Origin of the sequence: Sphingomonas jeddahensis (genome assembly GCF_001981525.1) — a bacterium.
GTDB classification, from domain to species: domain Bacteria; phylum Pseudomonadota; class Alphaproteobacteria; order Sphingomonadales; family Sphingomonadaceae; genus Sphingomonas; species Sphingomonas jeddahensis.
The window spans coordinates 360,157-377,263 of the sequence record NZ_MPSB01000003.1; the positions used below are offsets into that span (position 1 = coordinate 360,157).

The following is a 17,107-nucleotide window of genomic DNA, read 5'->3' on the forward strand; positions in this document are numbered from 1 at the left end:
GCGGTCAGGCCGACGCGCCGATCGACACGATCTTCAGGATCGTGTGGTTCTGGCGGTGGCCGTTGCGACGGCGATAGTTGTGACGGCGGCGCTTCTTGAAGACGATGACCTTCTCGCCCTTCGCCTGCGCGATGATCTCGGCAGCGACGGTGAGCCCGTCGGTCGGCTTCAGCTCCGAACCTTCGCCGGCCAGCAGCACGTCGCTGAGCGTGACGGAGGCGCCGGCATCGCCCTCCAGCTTTTCGACGACGATCTTGTCTCCGGCGGCAACGCGATACTGCTTGCCGCCCGTGCGCACGACTGCGAACATGGCCTGACTCTATCCAAATGCTTGTGCCCGGACCGGATCACCGGGCCAGGAGGAACGGCGCAGCTAGGAGAGTCGCACCGATTTGTCAACGCCGCCGATCCGGCGCTGCATCACTTAATGGCGGTGTTCGCGGCGGAGCCGATAGCGGCCATCGCTGAACTCGGTGAACAGCCCCGAGATCGCGGGGTGATCGACCGGCTCGTCGCTTTCGTCATGAACCAGGTTCTGCTGGCTGACGTAGGCGACATAGGTCGATTCGGCATTCTCAGCTAGCAGGTGGTAGAAGGGCTGATCCTTGCTCGGCCGCACGCCTTCGGGAATCGACTGATACCATTCCTCGGTGTTGGCGAAGACAGGGTCGACATCAAACACCACGCCCCGGAAATCGAGCATCCGGTGGCGCACGACATCGCCGATCGAGAAACGCGCATGCGCGATTGCCGGCGCGGCAGGTGCGCCGGGGATCGCGAGATTGAGGCTGGGTACAGCGGGCATGGTGCCAATCTAGTGGTTGTTGCGCGCTGCACAAGCAGGCGCTTGCGCTGCCGCAACAACCGCGTTAGAGGCGCCGCCTTCGATCGCCCGGTTTCGCGGAAACGCTAGCGCCGGAAGCCTCTGCGGAGAGGTGCCAGAGTGGTCGATTGGGACGGTCTCGAAAACCGTTGTGCCTTTACGGGTACCGTGGGTTCGAATCCCACCCTCTCCGCCACAGGTTCTTGATTAGGCCGTATTTTATCTCAGAACGGCAAGTTTTGCCCACTGCTATGCCCACTTTGCGGATGGCTCTCCACGAACGACCGCGAACGTCAAAAATTCACGCGCATTTCGCTGCTAAGGCTTTCCGCCGAGTGCGACTTATCAACAGCCGGAAACCGGTGGCTCGTTCACTCGAGTGAAGCGGCCGCTTTTTTGAACTCCATCGAGCCCTCGGAACGGCTGACTCTGGGACGAAGTGGCCATCCGTAGAGGCCACGCCGAAAAGCGAGTTTAACCGAAAGCGGAAAGGCCGATCTCGAAAACGCGCCAAGCGATCGAACGTTCGGGATTGGTGGATTACGGCCTGACCGCTTTCGGGCAATCGGGTGGCGTAAGCAGCCATTCGTTCAGACGCCGCCGGCCCGCAGCTACGCCCCCCGATCTCAGCCGTTCAGCCTGACTCTGCCCGATCCTGAAACCTGCCGTTCGTTCGCCTAGCTCTGAGCGCTTGCTGGAGTGGCCGACTTGGAGACTTAGCACGCGGTCCGCTTCCGAGAGCGAATGGCTAAATAGCTGCCTTTCTGCACAGTATGTCGCCTCGGCAGCTATCCCTCACTTCCGCCTCTCGGAGTGCGCTGTAAGACCACCGCAATGCCGACGTAGGAAAGCGTGCCGCGTCGTCTTTTTGCGAGCTCATGGGCAAGAATGCCGCATCGCTTCGCTGACGAGATTGGCGTTCGACTGATAATACCTGCCGAGTGCGGAGTGCGTGTCTCGCGACCCAATGGCAAGTCCGTCGGCCGGTGGTGGCCCAGCCTCGAGCAGCCGGCGGAGGTGGTCGTGAGGACTGCGATACAAGCCTGAAGGGTCGTTCATCGGGAAGAGGAGCGTGAGCCCTCACTGGGTTTGACCCTGCTCGATGGTCACCGACACAGTGATTGCGCGCGGTTCTTCATAGCTGTTAGGTGAGCCGCGTGAGTGAAACGCCGAAACAGGATGCGGCCGGGCTGAAGGCTGCAGGGGACCTTTTCGGAGCAGTGCAGGCCTATAGCGCCATCGTGCGCGATCGACCGCATAGTGCAGTAGCCGAACATAATCTCGCCGCTGCGCTTGGCGATCTTGGAGACCACGCGGGAGCAATCGGGGCAACGGCTCGCGCTTTTCTAAAGGGCGGTTCCGCGCCTGAGACTTGGCTGGTGCGCGCGAGATCATTGCAGGCGTTGGGTGACCTCGATGCAGCAGAGGACGCGTTCGAATCGGCTCTCGCGCGACGCTCCGATTTCGCAGTGGCGCATCGCGATCTTGCTCAGCTCCGCTGGATGCGCACGGGCGATCCCGCAGAAGCGATGCGTGCACTGAATGGTGCGCCAAATACTGCCGAGCTGGCGCTGGTCCGTGCGATGGTGCTCGGCAGCCTCGGGCAAGAGTCACTTGCCCAAACCGTGATCGAGACGGCCCTAAAGCGAGCACCGACACTTGTTGCGTTGCGCCTCGCCGCCGCGGCGCATGCGGGCCGTGCCGGCGATCCAGTCGCGCAGCTTGCTCACGCAACTGCTGCCCTAAGCGGGGCGCCAGCGTCGATCGATGCGGCTCGGGCCGCAGTTGAGGCGTTGCTGCATGCGGGCCAGATCGGCGAGGCGGCACAGCTGGCAGAACGGATCGTTGCGGCGGCGCCGGACGATCAGGCGGCATTGGCGCTGCAACTGACGGCATGGCGGCTTGCCGGCGATCAAAGACACGCTAGATTCGTCGAAGATCAGGCGCTTGTATCCACGGGCATGCTGCCCCTTCCTGAGGGGTGGGAAGATCGGACAATCTTCCTCGCCGAACTCACTGCTGCGCTTCTTGAGCTGCATAGCTGGCGGTCGCATCCGCTGGGGCAGTCGGTGCGGCATGGCAGTCAGACGCAGGTGAACCTGACGACGGTGGAGACGCCGGTGATCCGGAGGCTGTTTGCGACGCTGCCAAGTCTGATCGACGCGCATATCGCGGCGCTTGGGGCGGGAGACGATCCGGTGCGGCGGCGGATCAGGGCGGGGTGGCGGTTTGCGGGGGCGTGGTCGATCCGGCTGGCCGCCGGCGGATTTCATACCGACCATGTTCATCCGGCGGGCTGGTTATCTTCGGCTTTTTACGTGTCTTTGCCGAGGGTTGTGGAGCGAGAGCCGGAGGGGTGGTTGGCTTTCGGGCGGCCGGGAATCACGACCACGCCGAAACTCGAGCCGTTCCGCTGGGTACGGCCGGAGCCGGGGATGCTAGCACTTTTCCCGTCTTTTTTGTGGCATGGTACCGAGCCGTTCACCGGCGACGAGCCGCGGCTGACAGTGGCGTTCGACATCTTGCCTGCCTAGGATTGCGAAAAAGGGGTGTGGTCCGGACGCAAACGTGCGTCATGCGGATAAGCACAGACAAAAAACGGGGGGTGACATGATCAAATTGGGACTTTTCTGCGGTGCCGCTGCGCTTGCGCTGTCACTGCCGGCACTGGCCGAGCCGATCACCCCCAAGGTTGGCACGCTGCCGTCGCCGGCCGAGGCGTTCCCGACGGAGCCAGGTAGCGACTACTACCTCGCCAACTACGACGCCTATGAAAAGTACCTCAAGACGCTGGCCGCGCAGTCCGACCGGATGAAGCTGGTCGACATCGGCAAGAGCGCCGAGGGCCGCACCATGTGGGTGGCGATCGTCTCCTCCCCCGCGAACCTTGCCAAGCTCGACCGCTATCGCGAGATCGCCCGGCGGCTCGCCAAGGCGGAAGGCGTGAACGAAACGGAGGCCAAGGCGCTCGCCGCCGAGGGTCGCGCGATTGTATGGATCGACGCCGGCCTGCACGCCACCGAAACGGTCACGACGCAGAGCCAAATTCACGTCCTTTACCGCATGCTGAGCGGGCAGGACGAAGAAACCAAGCGCATCCTCGACGAGACGATCGTGCTGTTCGGCCACGACAACCCCGACGGCCTTCAACTGGTCGCAGACTGGTACATGCGCAATCCGGATCCCAAGGACCGTGAATTCCGCAGCATCCCGCGGCTGTACCAGAAGTATGTCGGGCATGATAACAACCGCGACAGCTTCATGTCGCAAATGCCTGAGACGACCGCGATAAACCGCGTTCTGTTCCGCGAATGGTTTCCGCAGATCATCTTCAACCAGCACCAGACAGGTCCTGCCGGCATGGTCGTCTTCGTTCCGCCGTTCCGCGATCCGTTCAACTACAATTACAGCCCGATCGTGATGACCGAGCTGCAGGAAGTGGGCGCCGCGATGCACAGTCGGCTCGTGTCCGAGGAGAAGGGCGGATCGGGTATGCGCTCGGCGGCGCCTTATTCGACCTGGCACAACGGCATGGTTCGCTCGGTCGCCTACTTCCACAATTCAATCGGGCTGCTGACGGAGATCATCGGCGGCCCGACGCCCGAGAAGATCCCGCTGATCCCCGAGCTCCAGCTGGCGCGCAACGACGAGCCGCTGCCGATCGGGCCGCGTGAATGGCACCTCAGGGACAGCCTGGAATATCAGGATTCGATGAACCGCGCGGTGATGGACTATGCCGCGCGCAACCGCGAACGGCTGCTGATGAACATCTGGCGCATGGGGGATCAGTCGATCGCCCGTGGCAAGCGCGACAGCTGGACGATCACGCCCAAGAGTGTCGATGCGGTAAAGGAAGCCGCCAAGGGCAAGACCGCCGAGGGCGGCGACGCCTATTTCCGCGGGCCGCCTCCGGTGGACTCGGGCCTGTACAAGACGGTGCTGCAGGACCCGGCCAAGCGCGATCCCCGTGCCTATGTGCTGCCGCCGATGCAGCGCGATACGCCGACCACGGTCGCCTTCCTCAACGCGCTGCTCAAGAACGGCATCGACATCGAGCAGGCGACGGCGGCGTTCACCGCTGGCGGCAAGCGCTATCCGGCGGGCAGCTATGTGGTGAAGACCGCGCAGGCCTATCGCCCGCATGTGATCGACATGTTCGAGCCGCAGGACCATCCGCACGACCTGGAATATCCGGGCGGCCCGCCCAAGGCGCCCTATGACATCACCGGCTATACGCTCGCCTATCAGATGGGCGTGCAATTCGACCGCGTGCTCGATGGGTTCGACGGATCGTTCACCCGCGTTGCGGCCGAGCAGATCGCGCCGCCGGCCGGGCGCGTGCTCGGCTCGGGCAATGCCGGCTATGTCATCGGGCACGAAACCAACAACAGCTTCATCCTGACCAACCGCCTGCTAAAGGCCGGCGTGCCGGTCTCGTGGCTTGGCGCCGCGACCAAGGCGGGCACCGTGACCTTTGCGCCGGGCGCGCTGTGGGTTCCGGCGAGCCCGGAGGCGGCCGCGATCATCACGCAATCGGCGCCGCTCGGCGTCGATGCATATCGCGTGTCGCGTGCGCCGGCCGCAACGAAGACCGCGCTCAAACCAGTGCGTGTGGGCCTGGTCGATCATTATGGCGGGGTGATGCCGGCGGGTTGGACGCGCTGGCTTCTCGAACAGTACGAGTTCCCGTTCGAGGTGGTCTATCCGCAGACACTCGACGCGGGCGACATCAAGGCGAAGTTTGACGTGCTGGTCTTCGCCGATGGCACGGTGCCGGTGCCGCGCGGCGGCGCCTATCCCGGCGGCTACCGCTCCACCATGCCCAAGCCGGCTGACATTCCGGCCGATTATCGCGCGTGGCTGGGCGACGTCACCAAGGACAAGACGGTGCCGGCGATCGATGCCTTCGCCAAGGCGGGCGGCACGGTGATCACCGTCGGCAGCGCCAATGCGCTCGCCACCATGCTATCGCCGGCGATCCAGCCGGCGCTGGTGACCAAAAAGGCGGACGGGACGGTGACCGCGCTCGACCACAAGCAATTCTATATCCCGGGATCGGTGCTGACCGCGGCGGTCGATACGACCAAGCCGCTGGCCTATGGCATGGCGCCACGGGTCGATTTGTTCTTCGACGAAAGCCAGCCGTTCGTGCCCGCGGCTGGTGCGACGCCGGTCGTCACCTTCGACAGCGCGACTCCGCTGCGCAGCGGCTGGGCCGTGGGGCAGGAAAAGCTAAAGGGCACGGTGGCTGTGGCCGAGGTCGATCTCGGGCGTGGCAAGCTGTTCGCGATGGGCCCGGAAGTAACCCAGCGCGCGCAGCCCTATGCGTCGTTCAAGCTGCTGTTCAACGGCATCCTCTACGGTCCGGCGAGCGCGGCTGGGCAGTAGGGCGTTGCGAGCGTCGTCCTGCTTTCGGGCGGGGTGACGCTTGTTGTTCTCGCGAAGGCGCGAAGAGAATAAGGTCAGTTCGCGCAGAGGCGCAGACGACGCAGAGAGGTTGCGCTTGAAGCTCTTGTCTCGCGCCAGCGAGAGCTCCGTCTTCTCGGCAGCAGCAAGTTGAGGGGCCGCTGGCGCGGCCGGACCTTTCCGAATGCGAGCCCTCTCTGCGTCGTCTGCGCCTCTGCGCGAACACCTTTCTTCTTTTCTTTTCTTCTCTTCGTGTCTTCGCGGCTTCGCATGAACCAAGGGAAGCGAACCGCGGATCAAGTTCAGGGTGGCAAGGGGTCAACATGTGTAACGATATTACATATATTCGAGAAGTTGCGTTACTCTTGTTCGTCACATGACATCGACACGTAACATTTTTTGCACATGCGAGGTGAGGGGCATTGTGCAGCCCGCGTCTTGATCCTTGAGCCGCCCGACACGAGGCGGTGCTTCAAGGGACCGACACGCCATGCACAAGCGCTTCGTGCTTCGCACTCTTCTATCCGCCGGCACCGCCGGCATTGCCTTGATTGCTGCGCAGGCTGCCGCGCAGGTTTCGGTTCCGACCGAGGAGAATCCGCCGCCCGCCGCCGTGGAGGCGATTGCCGAGGCACGCGATCCGGCAGCGCCGCCGCCGCCGTCGGAGGACATCGTCGTCACCGGCAGCCGCATCGCGCGGCCGGACTATGTTGCCAATTCGCCGATCGTGTCGGTCGGCAGCGCGGCGATCGAAAATACCGGGCGCGTGACGGTGGAAAGCACGCTGACGCAATTGCCGCAGTTCGCCGGCTCGTTCGGCCAGGGCAACACCGGCAGTACCTCGACCGGGCTCAATGGCGGCCAGGCCTATGCCTCGCTGCGCGGCCTCGGTTCCAAGCGCACCTTGCTGCTGCTCGACGGGCGTCGCATCCAGCCGTCCAACCCCGATGGTTCGGTCGACCTCAACATCATTCCCGAGGCGCTGATCGAGAATATCGAAGTCATCACCGGCGGCGCGTCGACCACCTATGGTTCGGATGCGACGGCGGGCGTGGTTAACTTCCGGCTGAAGCGGCGCTTCTCGGGCCTGGAGCTCGCCGGGCAGACCGGCGTCAGCGACTATGGCGACGGCAAGAATTATCGCATCACCGCGACGATGGGGTCGAGCTTCGCCGACGACCGCGGCAGCGCCGTGCTGTCGGTCGATTATACCAACCGCGAGACCGCGCTGCAGGGCGAGCGCGACTATTACGCGTTCCGCCAGTCCACCCCCGGACTGTCGACGATACCGCAGGGAACGGTGCTGTTCGGCGCCAACCTGCCTACGCTGGCGGCGGTCAACAACGTGTTCGTCGGGCAATATGGCACGCGCGCGCTGACCGGAAACGCGGCAGGCCGCTACACCGGGCAGATCGGCTTCAACACCGATCAGACGCTGTTCTCCACGTCGGGCGTGCCGGTGCTCAACTTCCGCGATCCCCAGACGGACGAAGCCTATATCGTCAATTCGGGCGCCAATTCGCAGCAGGTGAACTTCGGCTATAACGGCGGCACGGTGCAGGCCGATCTCGATCGCTGGTCGGTGTTCGGCAAGGTGGATTATGACGTCAGCGACGACGTGAAGGCGTTCGTTCAGGCGACCTATACCAGCTATTCGTCGCTGGGCATCACCAACCCGACGCTCGCCTCCAACGTCTATGGGCTGAGCATCCCCGTCACCAACCCGAATATCCCGGCGGCCTTCCGCTCGATCCTGGCCTCGCGCCCCAACCCGAATGCCGACTTCACCTTCTACAAGGCGTTCAACATCCTTGGCCCGCGGTACCAGCAATATGATTACGAGGTGTGGCAGATCACGGCCGGCCTGTCGGGCAAGCTGGGCCTCGGCGACTGGACGTGGGACGTTTATGGCTCCACCAGCCAGGCCAAATTCTCGAACGAGCAGACCGGTGGCGCCAGCGCCAGCGCGCTTCGCAACCTGCTCTACTCGCCGACCGGCGGCACCCAATATTGCGATGGCGGGTTCAATCCGTTCGGCAACGTCTCCGCCTCGCAGGACTGCATCGACTATATTTCGCGCCGCACGCTCAACACCAACGAACTGAAGCAGCGTACCGTCGAGGGCAATCTGCAGGGTGCCTTGTTCTCGCTGCCGGCGGGTGACGTGCGGCTCGCGGTGGGTGCGGACTATCGCTACAACGCCTATGGCTTCAATCCCGACAGCGCGCTCAACCAGGCCGACGGGACCAGCGACATTCTGGGCTATAGCGTGCTGCGGCCAGCGTCGGGATCGGTCGACACCAAGGAAGTCTATGCCGAGCTGCTGGTGCCGCTGCTTCACGACCTGCCGCTGATCAAGGAGCTCGAGGTCAATCTCGGTTACCGCTACTCGGACTATAATTCGGTTGGCGGCGTGCACGCCTACAAGGCCGATGCGAACTGGCAGGTGTTCGAGCCGCTGCGGCTGCGCGGCGGGTATAATCGCGCGATCCGCGCGCCGAGCGTCGGCGAATTGTTCGCGCCGGTCTCGACCGGATCGGTGGCGATCGGTACCGCGACGCCGACCACCACCAACGGTGATCCGTGCGACGTGCGCTCCTCCTATCGCCAGGGTGCGAGCGGCACGCAGGTGCGCGCCTTGTGCCTGGCACAGGGCGTGCCGACCTCGATCATCGACAGCTATCAGCTGGGCACCGCGCAGGTCTTCGCGCTGACCGGCGGCAATCCGGAGCTGCAGGAAGAGACGGCGGACACCTATTCGGCCGGTGCGGTGCTGCAATCGCCCTTCTCGGGCATGCTGCGCAACATGTCGCTGTCGGTGGACTTCTACAAGATCAAGATCAGCGATGCGGTGGGGCCGCTGTCGATCGCGCAGGCATTCCAGTTCTGCTTCAACTCGGGCGGCAACAATCCGGGGTTCGAGGCGAACAATTATTATTGCTCGCTGATCACGCGCAATGGGGCGTCGGGCGTGCCGCTCAACCCGACGCAGCCGCTGCTCAACCTCGGCACTTATAATGTGCAGGGCGTCGACGTGCAGTTCGACTGGCGGTTCGGGCTCGAGTCGCTCGGGCTGGGCGGTGACTCCGGCACGATCGCGCTCAACACCGCGGTGAGCTACCTCGACAAGTTCGAGATCCAGGCGCTGCCCGGCGCACAGACCTATGATTATGCCGGGTCGATCGGTGTCGGCGTGGAGACCACGGCGGGCACGGCGCATCCGCGCTGGAAGGCGATCACGTCGCTCAATTACTCACTGGGGCAGGCGAACATCGGCTTCCGCTGGCGCTACATCGACAGCATGATCAACTCGGCCAAGATCGTGTCGCCGACCAGCGCGACGCGCGGCGTGACGTCGTACAATGTGTTCGACCTGAACGCGCGGTTTGACGTGGACGACAACACGCAGTTCCGGATGGGCGCGACCAACCTGTTCAACCGCAAGCCGCCGCAGGTGGGCGACACCGAGGGCAATTACGACGCGCAGAACTATGATGTCATCGGCCGCTATTTCTTCATCGGCGCGACCAAGAAGTTCTGAGCGGAAAGAAGGGAAAGACAGACATGAACGCACGAACCATGACCATCGCGGCGGCGCTTTCGACTGTCGCTACACCGGCCTTGGCGCAGCAGTTGCCGGCGGCGGACAGCCAGCAAATCCTGAGCAACGTGGCGGCCAACGAGAAAGCGGTGGGCGAGACGGCGCTGACGATCTGGAAGCATGCCGAGGTCGGCTACAAGGAGACGCAGAGCTCGGCGCTGCTCCAGTCGAAGCTGAAGGCGGCGGGCTTCACGGTGAAGGCTGGAGTTGCCGGCGAGCCGACCGCGTTCGTCGCGAGCTTCAAGAACGGGGCGGGGCCGGTGATCGGCGTGCTGGCCGAATATGACGCGCTGCCCGGCCTGTCGCAGCTCGCCCAGCCGACCAAGGCGAGCGCCGGCGGCCCGGCCGGCCACGGCTGCGGGCACAATCTGTTCGGTGCCGCCAGCACCTATGCCGCGATCGCGGTGAAGGACTGGATGGTGAAGAACAAAGTCGCCGGCGAGATCCGGCTGTACGGCACGCCGGCGGAGGAAGGCGGCTCGGGCAAGGTCTATATGGTTCGCGCCGGGCTGTTCAACGATGTGGATACGGTGCTCCACTGGCACCCGGGCAATGCCAATTCGGCCGCGCAGGGCCCGTCCATGGCCAATATCTCGGGCAAGTTCCGCTTCCACGGCAAGTCAGCGCACGCGGCGGGGGGCCCCGACAAGGGGCGTTCAGCGCTCGACGGGGTCGAGGCGATGGACTCGATGGTCAACATGATGCGCGAGCATATCCCCGATCGCACGCGCATCCATTATGTCATCACCAAGGGCGGCAAGGCGCCCAACGTCGTCCCCGACGAGACGGAGGTCTATTATTACGTCCGCCACACCGATCCCAAGATCGTCAAGGCGACGTGGGAATGGGTGACCCAGGCAGCGCAGGGTGCGGCAATGGGGACGCAAACCAAGGTCGACTGGGAAGTGACTGGCGGCGTCTATTCACTGCTGCCCAACGAAGCGCTGATGAAGGTGATGGACGCGAGCCTGCACACCGCGGGCGCGATCAGCTGGACGGCGGAGGAGATCGCGTTCGGCAAGAAGATCCAGGAGACGTTGGTCAGCCCGCCGCCGGTGGAGACGGTAGGGCAGATCATGCCCGCGACAATCCTAGACGACGCGATGGGAGGATCGACCGACGTGTCAGACGTGAGCTGGACCACGCCGACGGTCGGCCTGTCGACGGCGACCTTCGTGCCGGGTTCGGCCGGGCATAGCTGGCAGAATGTCGCGGCGGCGGGATCGAGCATCGGCGTCAAGGGTGCGGTGCTGGCGACCAAGACGCTCGCGCTGGCGGCGGCGGACCTGTTCCGCAACCCGGCGACGATCGAGGCGGCGAAGAAGGAGTTCGTCGCGCGGCGTGGGCCGGACTTCAAATATGAGGCGATGCTGGGCGATCGCCAGCCGCCGCTCGACTATCGCGACGGCGCGGTGGAGTAACTGCTGCTTGTCTGGTCACCCCGGTTCAGGCCGGGGTGACAAACGGCACGGAGCAGACTTGATCTCGCGCGAAGGCGCGAAGAGAAGGTTGGTTCGCGCAGAGGCGCGGATAACGCAGAGAACGCGTTTGCGGCCATCGTCTCGCGCCAGCGAGACCTTCGATCCCTCGGCGGCCGCATGGTGAAGGGCCGCTGGCGCGGCGGGATTCTCGCCGCACGCACGCCCTCTTTGGGTTCTCTGCGCCTCTGCGCGAACCATCTTCTTCTGTTCTTCTCTTCGCGCCTTGGCGTCTTCGCGTGAACAACAAGAAGCGCGACCCCGGCTCGAAGCCGGGGTGACCGACGAGGTTATCTTGCGAGCGTGACCGACTGATCGGTGCGCGCGACGACGCGGGCGGTGCGGGTGGCGACCAGGCCGGTGACGAGGGCGTCGGCGCCGCCATCGGCGGTGAAGGAGCCACTGTAGGGCTGCCGCGCCAGCGCCGCGTCGGCGATGATCACGCGGCGGGTGGCGTAGCGATTGAGCGCTTCCGCTACGTCGGCAAGCGGCACGGCGCTGAAATCGAGCCGGCCGGTGCGCCACGCCGTGACCGACTCGGCGCCATCACCGACCGCCAGCGCCCCGTCGCTTGCGCGCAGCGTCTCACCGGGGCGAAGCGTGCGGGCGCCAGCCGGCGTTACCACCCGCACCGATCCTTCGAGAAGCGCGACGATCGTCTCGCGCGCGCCTCGCTCGACGCCGAATTGGGTGCCGAGTGCGGTGACGGTGCTTCCGCTTGCGGTGACGACGAACGGGTGGGCCTCGTCCTTCGCCACGGTGAACAGCGCACGCCCTTGCGTCAGCGTCACCGCGCGCGTGCTACCGATCGCGACGTCGGCCGACGAGCGCGCATCGAGCTGCATGGTCGATCCGTCCGCCAGCGCGATCGTCCGCGGCGCGCTGGCCGCGGCATAATGTTGGGCCACCACAAGATCGGGTGCCGACGCAGTGTCCAGCCAGCCGGACGAGAGCGGCAACCCGACAGCCGCTACCAGAGCGGCCGCCAAGGCAGCGGCGAGCGGCCAGCGGCGGCTCGATCGTTGCGCCGGCTCGCGTGCGGCGCGGCGCATTTCCTCAATGGCGGGATCGTTGCCGAGCTGGCCGAGCAGGGCATTCACCCTGCTGACGCGATCCCAGGCAGCCGCATGTTCGTCGTCTGCGTTGAGCCAGGCATCGAACCGGGCGCGCTCGGCTGCGGACATCGATGGATTGCGGCTGCGCGCATACCACGCCGCCGCAGCCTCGGCGGGCGTTTCCGACCGATCGGTCATCAGGCGATAACCGCCGCCAGGATGCGAATGGCCTTCATGATATGCTTTTCGACTGCACTCACCGAGATACCGAGGTGTCGGGCGATCGCCGCGTAGCTCATCTCCTCGAACCGGTGAAGCACGAACGCCTGCTGAGTGCGTTCGGGCAGCTCTCCGATTGCGGCGACGAGTCGTGCGAGATCCTCCTTACCCTGCAAGACGCGCTCGGGCGAACAAACCTCAACGGGGTGGTGATCTTCTTCGAGCGTGAGATGCGCCGAGCGGTGTCGCACCTGATTGCGCCGCACGTGATCGGTGAGCACGCTGTGCGCCACCTGGAACAGGTAAGCGGTAGGATTGGCGATCGCATCGGTGGTGCGCCGGCTGTGCAGTCGAATGGCGACATCCTGCACCAGATCGTCGACCTCGGTAGCGGCGACGCGTCGCGCCAGGTAGCGACGAACGGTCGGTAACAGCCGCGCGATGTGGATGTCGGGTTCACCGCCTGTGCTTTCGCGCACCTCAGCCTTGAGCACCTGCGATCGTCCCCCGCACAGCTTGGATGCTGTCCTCTCCGGTGCCCGTCCTTATGGCGGGCTGCGGCAACAATCGACCAGTTTGACGAAGCATCGTCAACCCGATTCCACCTGCTTCGTTCCATATGAGCGCAGCATAGTTGTGCGCCGCCGCAATCGCCGGCATGTTGGCGCGGGGACGAACACGGGTGAACAAGCGCGCGACCGGTAAAGCATTTATCCTGCTGGGGGCTGCGGCCGTGGTATCCGTGCTGTCGGCGCGGCCCGCGCGGGCGCAGACCGCGAGCCTTCAGCATGCCGTTCTCGGCGGATCGCTCGACCGGGTATTGCATGCGATCGGCGCGGCCGGCGGAGTGCAATTGCTGTTCGATCCGGCGCTGGTGGCAGGCCATTCCGCGGGCCCGATCGCGCACCGGACGCCGGTGATGGAAGCGCTGGCTTCGGCGCTGTCGGGCACCGGCCTGCGTGCCCGCACCGTCGCGCCCGGCGTGATCGTGATCGAGCGGCTGCCCTCGCTGGAGAGCCTGTCCACGGTGCCCGACCGCGATATCGTGATCACGGCGCTGCGCCGCCCGACGCTGCTTGCCCGAACGGGGATGAGCCTGACGGTGCTGCCGGGCAATTCGGTGACCGAACGACAGGTTCGCGACCTGCGCGGACTGACCCGGCTCGCACCGGAGCTGAACGCGATCAACACCGGCCCGCTGCAGCAGCGACTGTCGGTGCGCGGCGTCACCGGCACGGGCGAAAGCACGGTTGCGAGCTATTTTGGCGACGCGCCTGTGAGCGCGCCGTCGGGAACGGCGTTCGATGCGGGCGCGATCACGCCCGACGTGGATCTCGTCGATATCGATCGGATCGAGTTGCTGCGCGGGCCGCAGGGCACTCTGTACGGCGCCGGATCGATGGGTGGCACGCTGCGCACGATCTTCAACGCCGCCGATCCCGGCCGGGTCGCAGGCGAGGCGACCGTGGAAGCGGGGATCACGACGCATGGCGCGCCCGGATACGCGGTGAACGCGATGGGCAACGTGCCGGTGATCCGCGACCGTTTGGCGGTGCGCGCGGTGGCGAGCCGCCGGCGAAGCGGGGGCGTGATCGACAATGATACGATCCGTCTCGGCGACACCGACCGGATCACGCGCGAGAGCGAGCGGCTGCTCGCCACCTGGATCCCCGACGATTCGGTGCGCGTTGAGGCGACATGGCTCAGCCAGCGCAACCGGATCGACGACGCCGGCGTGACCGACGGCGCCGCCGCGCGGCTCGAAACGCTGGCCCCCGTTCGCGTCCCCAATCGGGAGCGGCTGTCGCTCGCCACCGCAACGCTGCATTGGGCACCGGATGCCACCAGGGTGACCGCCACCGCCTCGCACTACGAATGGCGGATCGTGAAGCAGATCGATTTCACGCGGGTCCTCGCCGCGCAGCGCGACAGCACGGTGGCGTGTCAGCGGTACAGCATGGCGGCGGGGGTCGGGGCGGGTTGCGGCGAGGCGGAACTGGCGGGTTATCGGGCATGGCTCGACACCAGGTTACCCGGCGCGCTTTACCAGCCGATGCATGTCGAAGGCACGAGCGGCGAACTGCGGGTCAGCAGCGGCGGTGTGGCTGCCACGGGTTGGACCGCCGGCATGTTCCTGGAACATCGCACCGATGCGGTGGCGAGTTACGCGGTGCGCGCTGACGCGGTCAGCGGGGAAATCGTCCGGCCGCTCGATGTGACCGGGCTGCGGTTGATCGACACCGCGCTCGACCAGCAGGCGCTTTTCGCGGAATATCGCCACGCGATCTCCAAGCGCCTCGCTGCGACGCTCGGCGGGCGTTTCTACCGCTATCGGCGCACGGCGGACGGCTCCACGCCCGTTCCCAATATCGTCACCGGGACTGGCGCGATTACCACCGGCGCGTATCGCACCACGGCGACCGGCGGGAACGGCAAGGCGGAACTGACCTGGACTGGCGAGGACGGGTTGATGATCTACGCCGTTGCTGCGGAGGGATTTCGGCCCGGCGGCGTCAACATCACGCCCGAACTGAGCGACGGCGAGCGCAGCTACCGCGCCGATCACCTCTGGAGCTATGAAATCGGGGTGCGAACGCCGCCATTCGCCGGCCTGCTCACCGCAGAGGCCGCAGCCTATCGCATCAACTGGCAGAACACGATCTTCGCCGCGAGCAGCGCCAATGGAGCGTTCATCTACAACACCAACTTATCGGGTGTCGCGATCAACGGCGGGGAGCTTCGGTTCGCGTGGAACGGGCCGCGGTTGCGCGCCTCCGCCACGGCGGCGTTTGTCGATGCGCGGCTGACCGCCGATACGCTGCTCGGCACGAGCGACGGGGTTGGCCATCGCGGCAACCGGATGCCGAACGTGCCGCGTGTTTCCTATGCGCTGCTCTGGGATTGGCTGTTCGCAGGCGGGGGAGACACGGACGCCTGGACGATCGGCGGTGCAGTGAGCGGCAACGGGCCGTCGCAATCAACGTTCAATGCTAGCAGTGTCTTTTTCGAGCGAACCCCGGCGCGCGTGCTGGCCGACGCCTATCTCCTGCATCGGCGCGGCGATTGGAGCTTCCGGCTAGGCGTCGACAATCTGTTCGATGCCTTGGCGCCAAGCCGGGTGACTTCAAGCATGTTCGGCTTGCGCCAGACGTATACCGTACGGCCACGCACCGCGACGTTGAGCATCACCACCCATATTCCGTAGATCGGTGTTCCACAACGCAGGCGCTGAACCCGGTTGCCCTACTTGCTTGAGGTGTCGGTGGATTCTCGGCGCGGCTTATCTCGCGAGATTACGCCTAAACATCTGCCTTTGCCGCGCTTGCTGCAGCTGTTGTTCACGGCCGGGCGCTGGTTCGCGCATGTCAGCAGCACTCATGGGAATGATAATCTTGTCATGAGTGTGTGAGCCTGGTTGCTATGCGCTCCGTCCCAGTTGCACTCGCCAGCGCCGGTAAACGAAGCCGAAGGCACCGTCGGCGCGCTCCTCGTAATCGAGTGGGGCGCCGGCCACGTACACGGTGTGCAGGGTAGGGGAGGGACGCTGCACGCGCCCCTTGAGCCCACACGCTTCCCAGTTCGACACTGAAACGTACGTGCGTGCCGCCCCGTTGGCATGCGGGCGAGACAACAGGCTGCGCTTGGCTTGCAGCGTACCCGCATTGCTCATGCGATCGTGCGTGGGATTGATGACGATGTCGGCCGCTGCGATTGCCTCCCGTGCCGCGTCGTCGAGGAAGTGGGGGCGTTCTCGCCCATGAACGATGTTGAGCTCGCCGCAGATGAGCGCGAACCGGGTGAAGCCGGGCAACTGCAACGTACGAACCGGCAATTGCTGCTGGAACCGCGCTAGGGTCAGGACTCGTTGATCACAGCCAGAAGATGACGGTGGCAGCGAGGGCAACGGCGGAGAAGAAGGCCGTTGGGCAGCGATCGTAGCGAGTGGCAACACGCCGCCAGTCCTTGAGGCGGCCGAACATGATCTCGATGCGGCTGCGGCGCCGGTAGCGGCGCTTGTCGTATCTGACCGGCTCGTTGCGTGATCGCCGACCCGGGATGCAGGGCTGGATGCCCTTGGCCTGGAGAGCGTCCCTGTATCAATCGGCGTCGTAGCCGCAGTCGCCGAGCAGCCACTGCGCTTTTGGCAGGTCGTCCAGCAGCGCTGCCGCGCCGGTGTAGTCGCTGACCTACCCGGCGGTCATAAAGAAGCTTAGGGGGCGGCCGTTCGCGTCGGCGACGGCACGGAGCTTTGTGTTCATGCCGCCTTTGGTGCGTCCGATCAGGCGGCCGAGAGCCCCTTTTTAACCCGCAGGCTCGAAGCCGTGCGGTGCGCCTTCAGGTAGGTCGCGTCGATCATGACAGTCTTCGGCTCGGCATCGCCTGCAGCTAGGCCCTCCATGACCTGCTCCCCATTTTCAGGCCGCTGATAAGTTAGCTTTGGTGTCCTCATGCCTTTGGCGGGGGCGGTTGGTGAACTCGGCGGGTGCCATGCCGCCAAGGCTGCTGTGCGGACGCACGGTGTTGT

The 17,107-nt window shown here is 65.0% G+C and carries 10 protein-coding genes, 1 tRNA gene and 1 pseudogene; 6 read left to right on the forward strand and 6 right to left on the reverse strand.

Translation table 11 applies throughout. The annotated features are described in order from the left end of the window. Window positions 1-4: 4 nt before the first annotated feature. Both rplU and hspQ read right to left on the reverse strand, forming a co-directional pair. Window positions 5-310 carry a 50S ribosomal protein L21 gene (rplU, locus tag SPHI_RS05760; RefSeq protein ID WP_046406359.1) on the reverse strand — a complete coding sequence of 102 codons (306 nt, stop codon included), beginning with the start codon at window positions 308-310 and terminating at the stop codon, window positions 5-7. Between the two features lie 114 nt (window positions 311-424). Continuing rightward, window positions 425-805 (reverse strand): heat shock protein HspQ, encoded by a 381-nt coding sequence (gene hspQ, locus SPHI_RS05765; RefSeq protein WP_076743919.1) that lies wholly within the window; start codon window positions 803-805, stop codon window positions 425-427. 124 nt (window positions 806-929) lie between these two features. Here hspQ and SPHI_RS05770 point away from each other — a divergent pair. From SPHI_RS05770 to SPHI_RS05790, 5 genes are all read left to right on the forward strand, one after another. After that, a tRNA-Ser gene (locus SPHI_RS05770) sits at window positions 930-1,019 on the forward strand. Window positions 1,020-1,980: 961 nt separating this feature from the next. Beyond that, complete coding sequence (locus tag SPHI_RS05775; protein ID WP_158049623.1) at window positions 1,981-3,357, forward strand: putative 2OG-Fe(II) oxygenase; 1,377 nt, start codon at window positions 1,981-1,983, stop codon at window positions 3,355-3,357. A gap of 76 nt (window positions 3,358-3,433) precedes the next feature. Further along, complete coding sequence (locus SPHI_RS05780; protein WP_076743921.1) at window positions 3,434-6,211, forward strand: M14 family metallopeptidase; 2,778 nt, start codon at window positions 3,434-3,436, stop codon at window positions 6,209-6,211. 508 nt (window positions 6,212-6,719) lie between these two features. Further along, entirely contained in the window at window positions 6,720-9,770 is a 3,051-nt protein-coding gene (locus SPHI_RS05785; RefSeq protein ID WP_076743922.1) for a TonB-dependent receptor domain-containing protein, read from the forward strand. A 23-nt stretch (window positions 9,771-9,793) separates the two neighbouring features. After that, window positions 9,794-11,251 (forward strand): amidohydrolase, encoded by a 1,458-nt coding sequence (locus tag SPHI_RS05790; RefSeq protein WP_076743923.1) that lies wholly within the window; start codon window positions 9,794-9,796, stop codon window positions 11,249-11,251. A gap of 347 nt (window positions 11,252-11,598) precedes the next feature. On the opposite strand, the gene SPHI_RS05795 is transcribed toward SPHI_RS05790, so the two are convergent. Together SPHI_RS05795 and SPHI_RS05800 are read right to left on the reverse strand one after the other, a co-directional pair. Then, window positions 11,599-12,561: a FecR family protein gene (locus tag SPHI_RS05795; protein ID WP_076743924.1), complete on the reverse strand. Its 963-nt coding sequence runs from the start codon at window positions 12,559-12,561 to the stop codon at window positions 11,599-11,601. Then, complete coding sequence (locus SPHI_RS05800) at window positions 12,561-13,076, reverse strand: RNA polymerase sigma factor (protein WP_233130710.1); 516 nt, start codon at window positions 13,074-13,076, stop codon at window positions 12,561-12,563. Before SPHI_RS05800 ends, SPHI_RS05795 begins: the two co-directional genes overlap by 1 nt. Window positions 13,077-13,264: 188 nt before the next feature. Between SPHI_RS05800 and SPHI_RS05805 the strand changes: the two genes are divergently transcribed. Beyond that, window positions 13,265-15,787, forward strand: coding sequence for a TonB-dependent receptor domain-containing protein (locus SPHI_RS05805; RefSeq protein ID WP_076743925.1), 2,523 nt, complete (start codon window positions 13,265-13,267; stop codon window positions 15,785-15,787). Window positions 15,788-16,000: 213 nt separating this feature from the next. Here SPHI_RS05805 and SPHI_RS05810 read toward each other — a convergent pair whose 3' ends face one another. Both SPHI_RS05810 and SPHI_RS05815 read right to left on the reverse strand, forming a co-directional pair. Then, window positions 16,001-16,414: a hypothetical protein gene (locus SPHI_RS05810; RefSeq protein WP_158049625.1), complete on the reverse strand. Its 414-nt coding sequence runs from the start codon at window positions 16,412-16,414 to the stop codon at window positions 16,001-16,003. 37 nt (window positions 16,415-16,451) lie between these two features. Then, a pseudogene (locus SPHI_RS05815) lies at window positions 16,452-16,987 on the reverse strand (IS5 family transposase); the annotation flags it as partial. Window positions 16,988-17,107: the final 120 nt, after the last annotated feature.

Coding starts and splice junctions, on each gene's coding strand:
- rplU (WP_046406359.1), bottom strand. CDS start 310: ATGTTCGCAGTCGTGCGCACGGGCGGCAAGCAGTATCGCGTTGCCGCC.
- hspQ (WP_076743919.1), bottom strand. CDS start 805: ATGCCCGCTGTACCCAGCCTCAATCTCGCGATCCCCGGCGCACCTGCC.
- SPHI_RS05780 (WP_076743921.1), top strand. CDS start 3,434: ATGATCAAATTGGGACTTTTCTGCGGTGCCGCTGCGCTTGCGCTGTCA.
- SPHI_RS05785 (WP_076743922.1), top strand. CDS start 6,720: ATGCACAAGCGCTTCGTGCTTCGCACTCTTCTATCCGCCGGCACCGCC.
- SPHI_RS05790 (WP_076743923.1), top strand. CDS start 9,794: ATGAACGCACGAACCATGACCATCGCGGCGGCGCTTTCGACTGTCGCT.
- SPHI_RS05795 (WP_076743924.1), bottom strand. CDS start 12,561: ATGACCGATCGGTCGGAAACGCCCGCCGAGGCTGCGGCGGCGTGGTAT.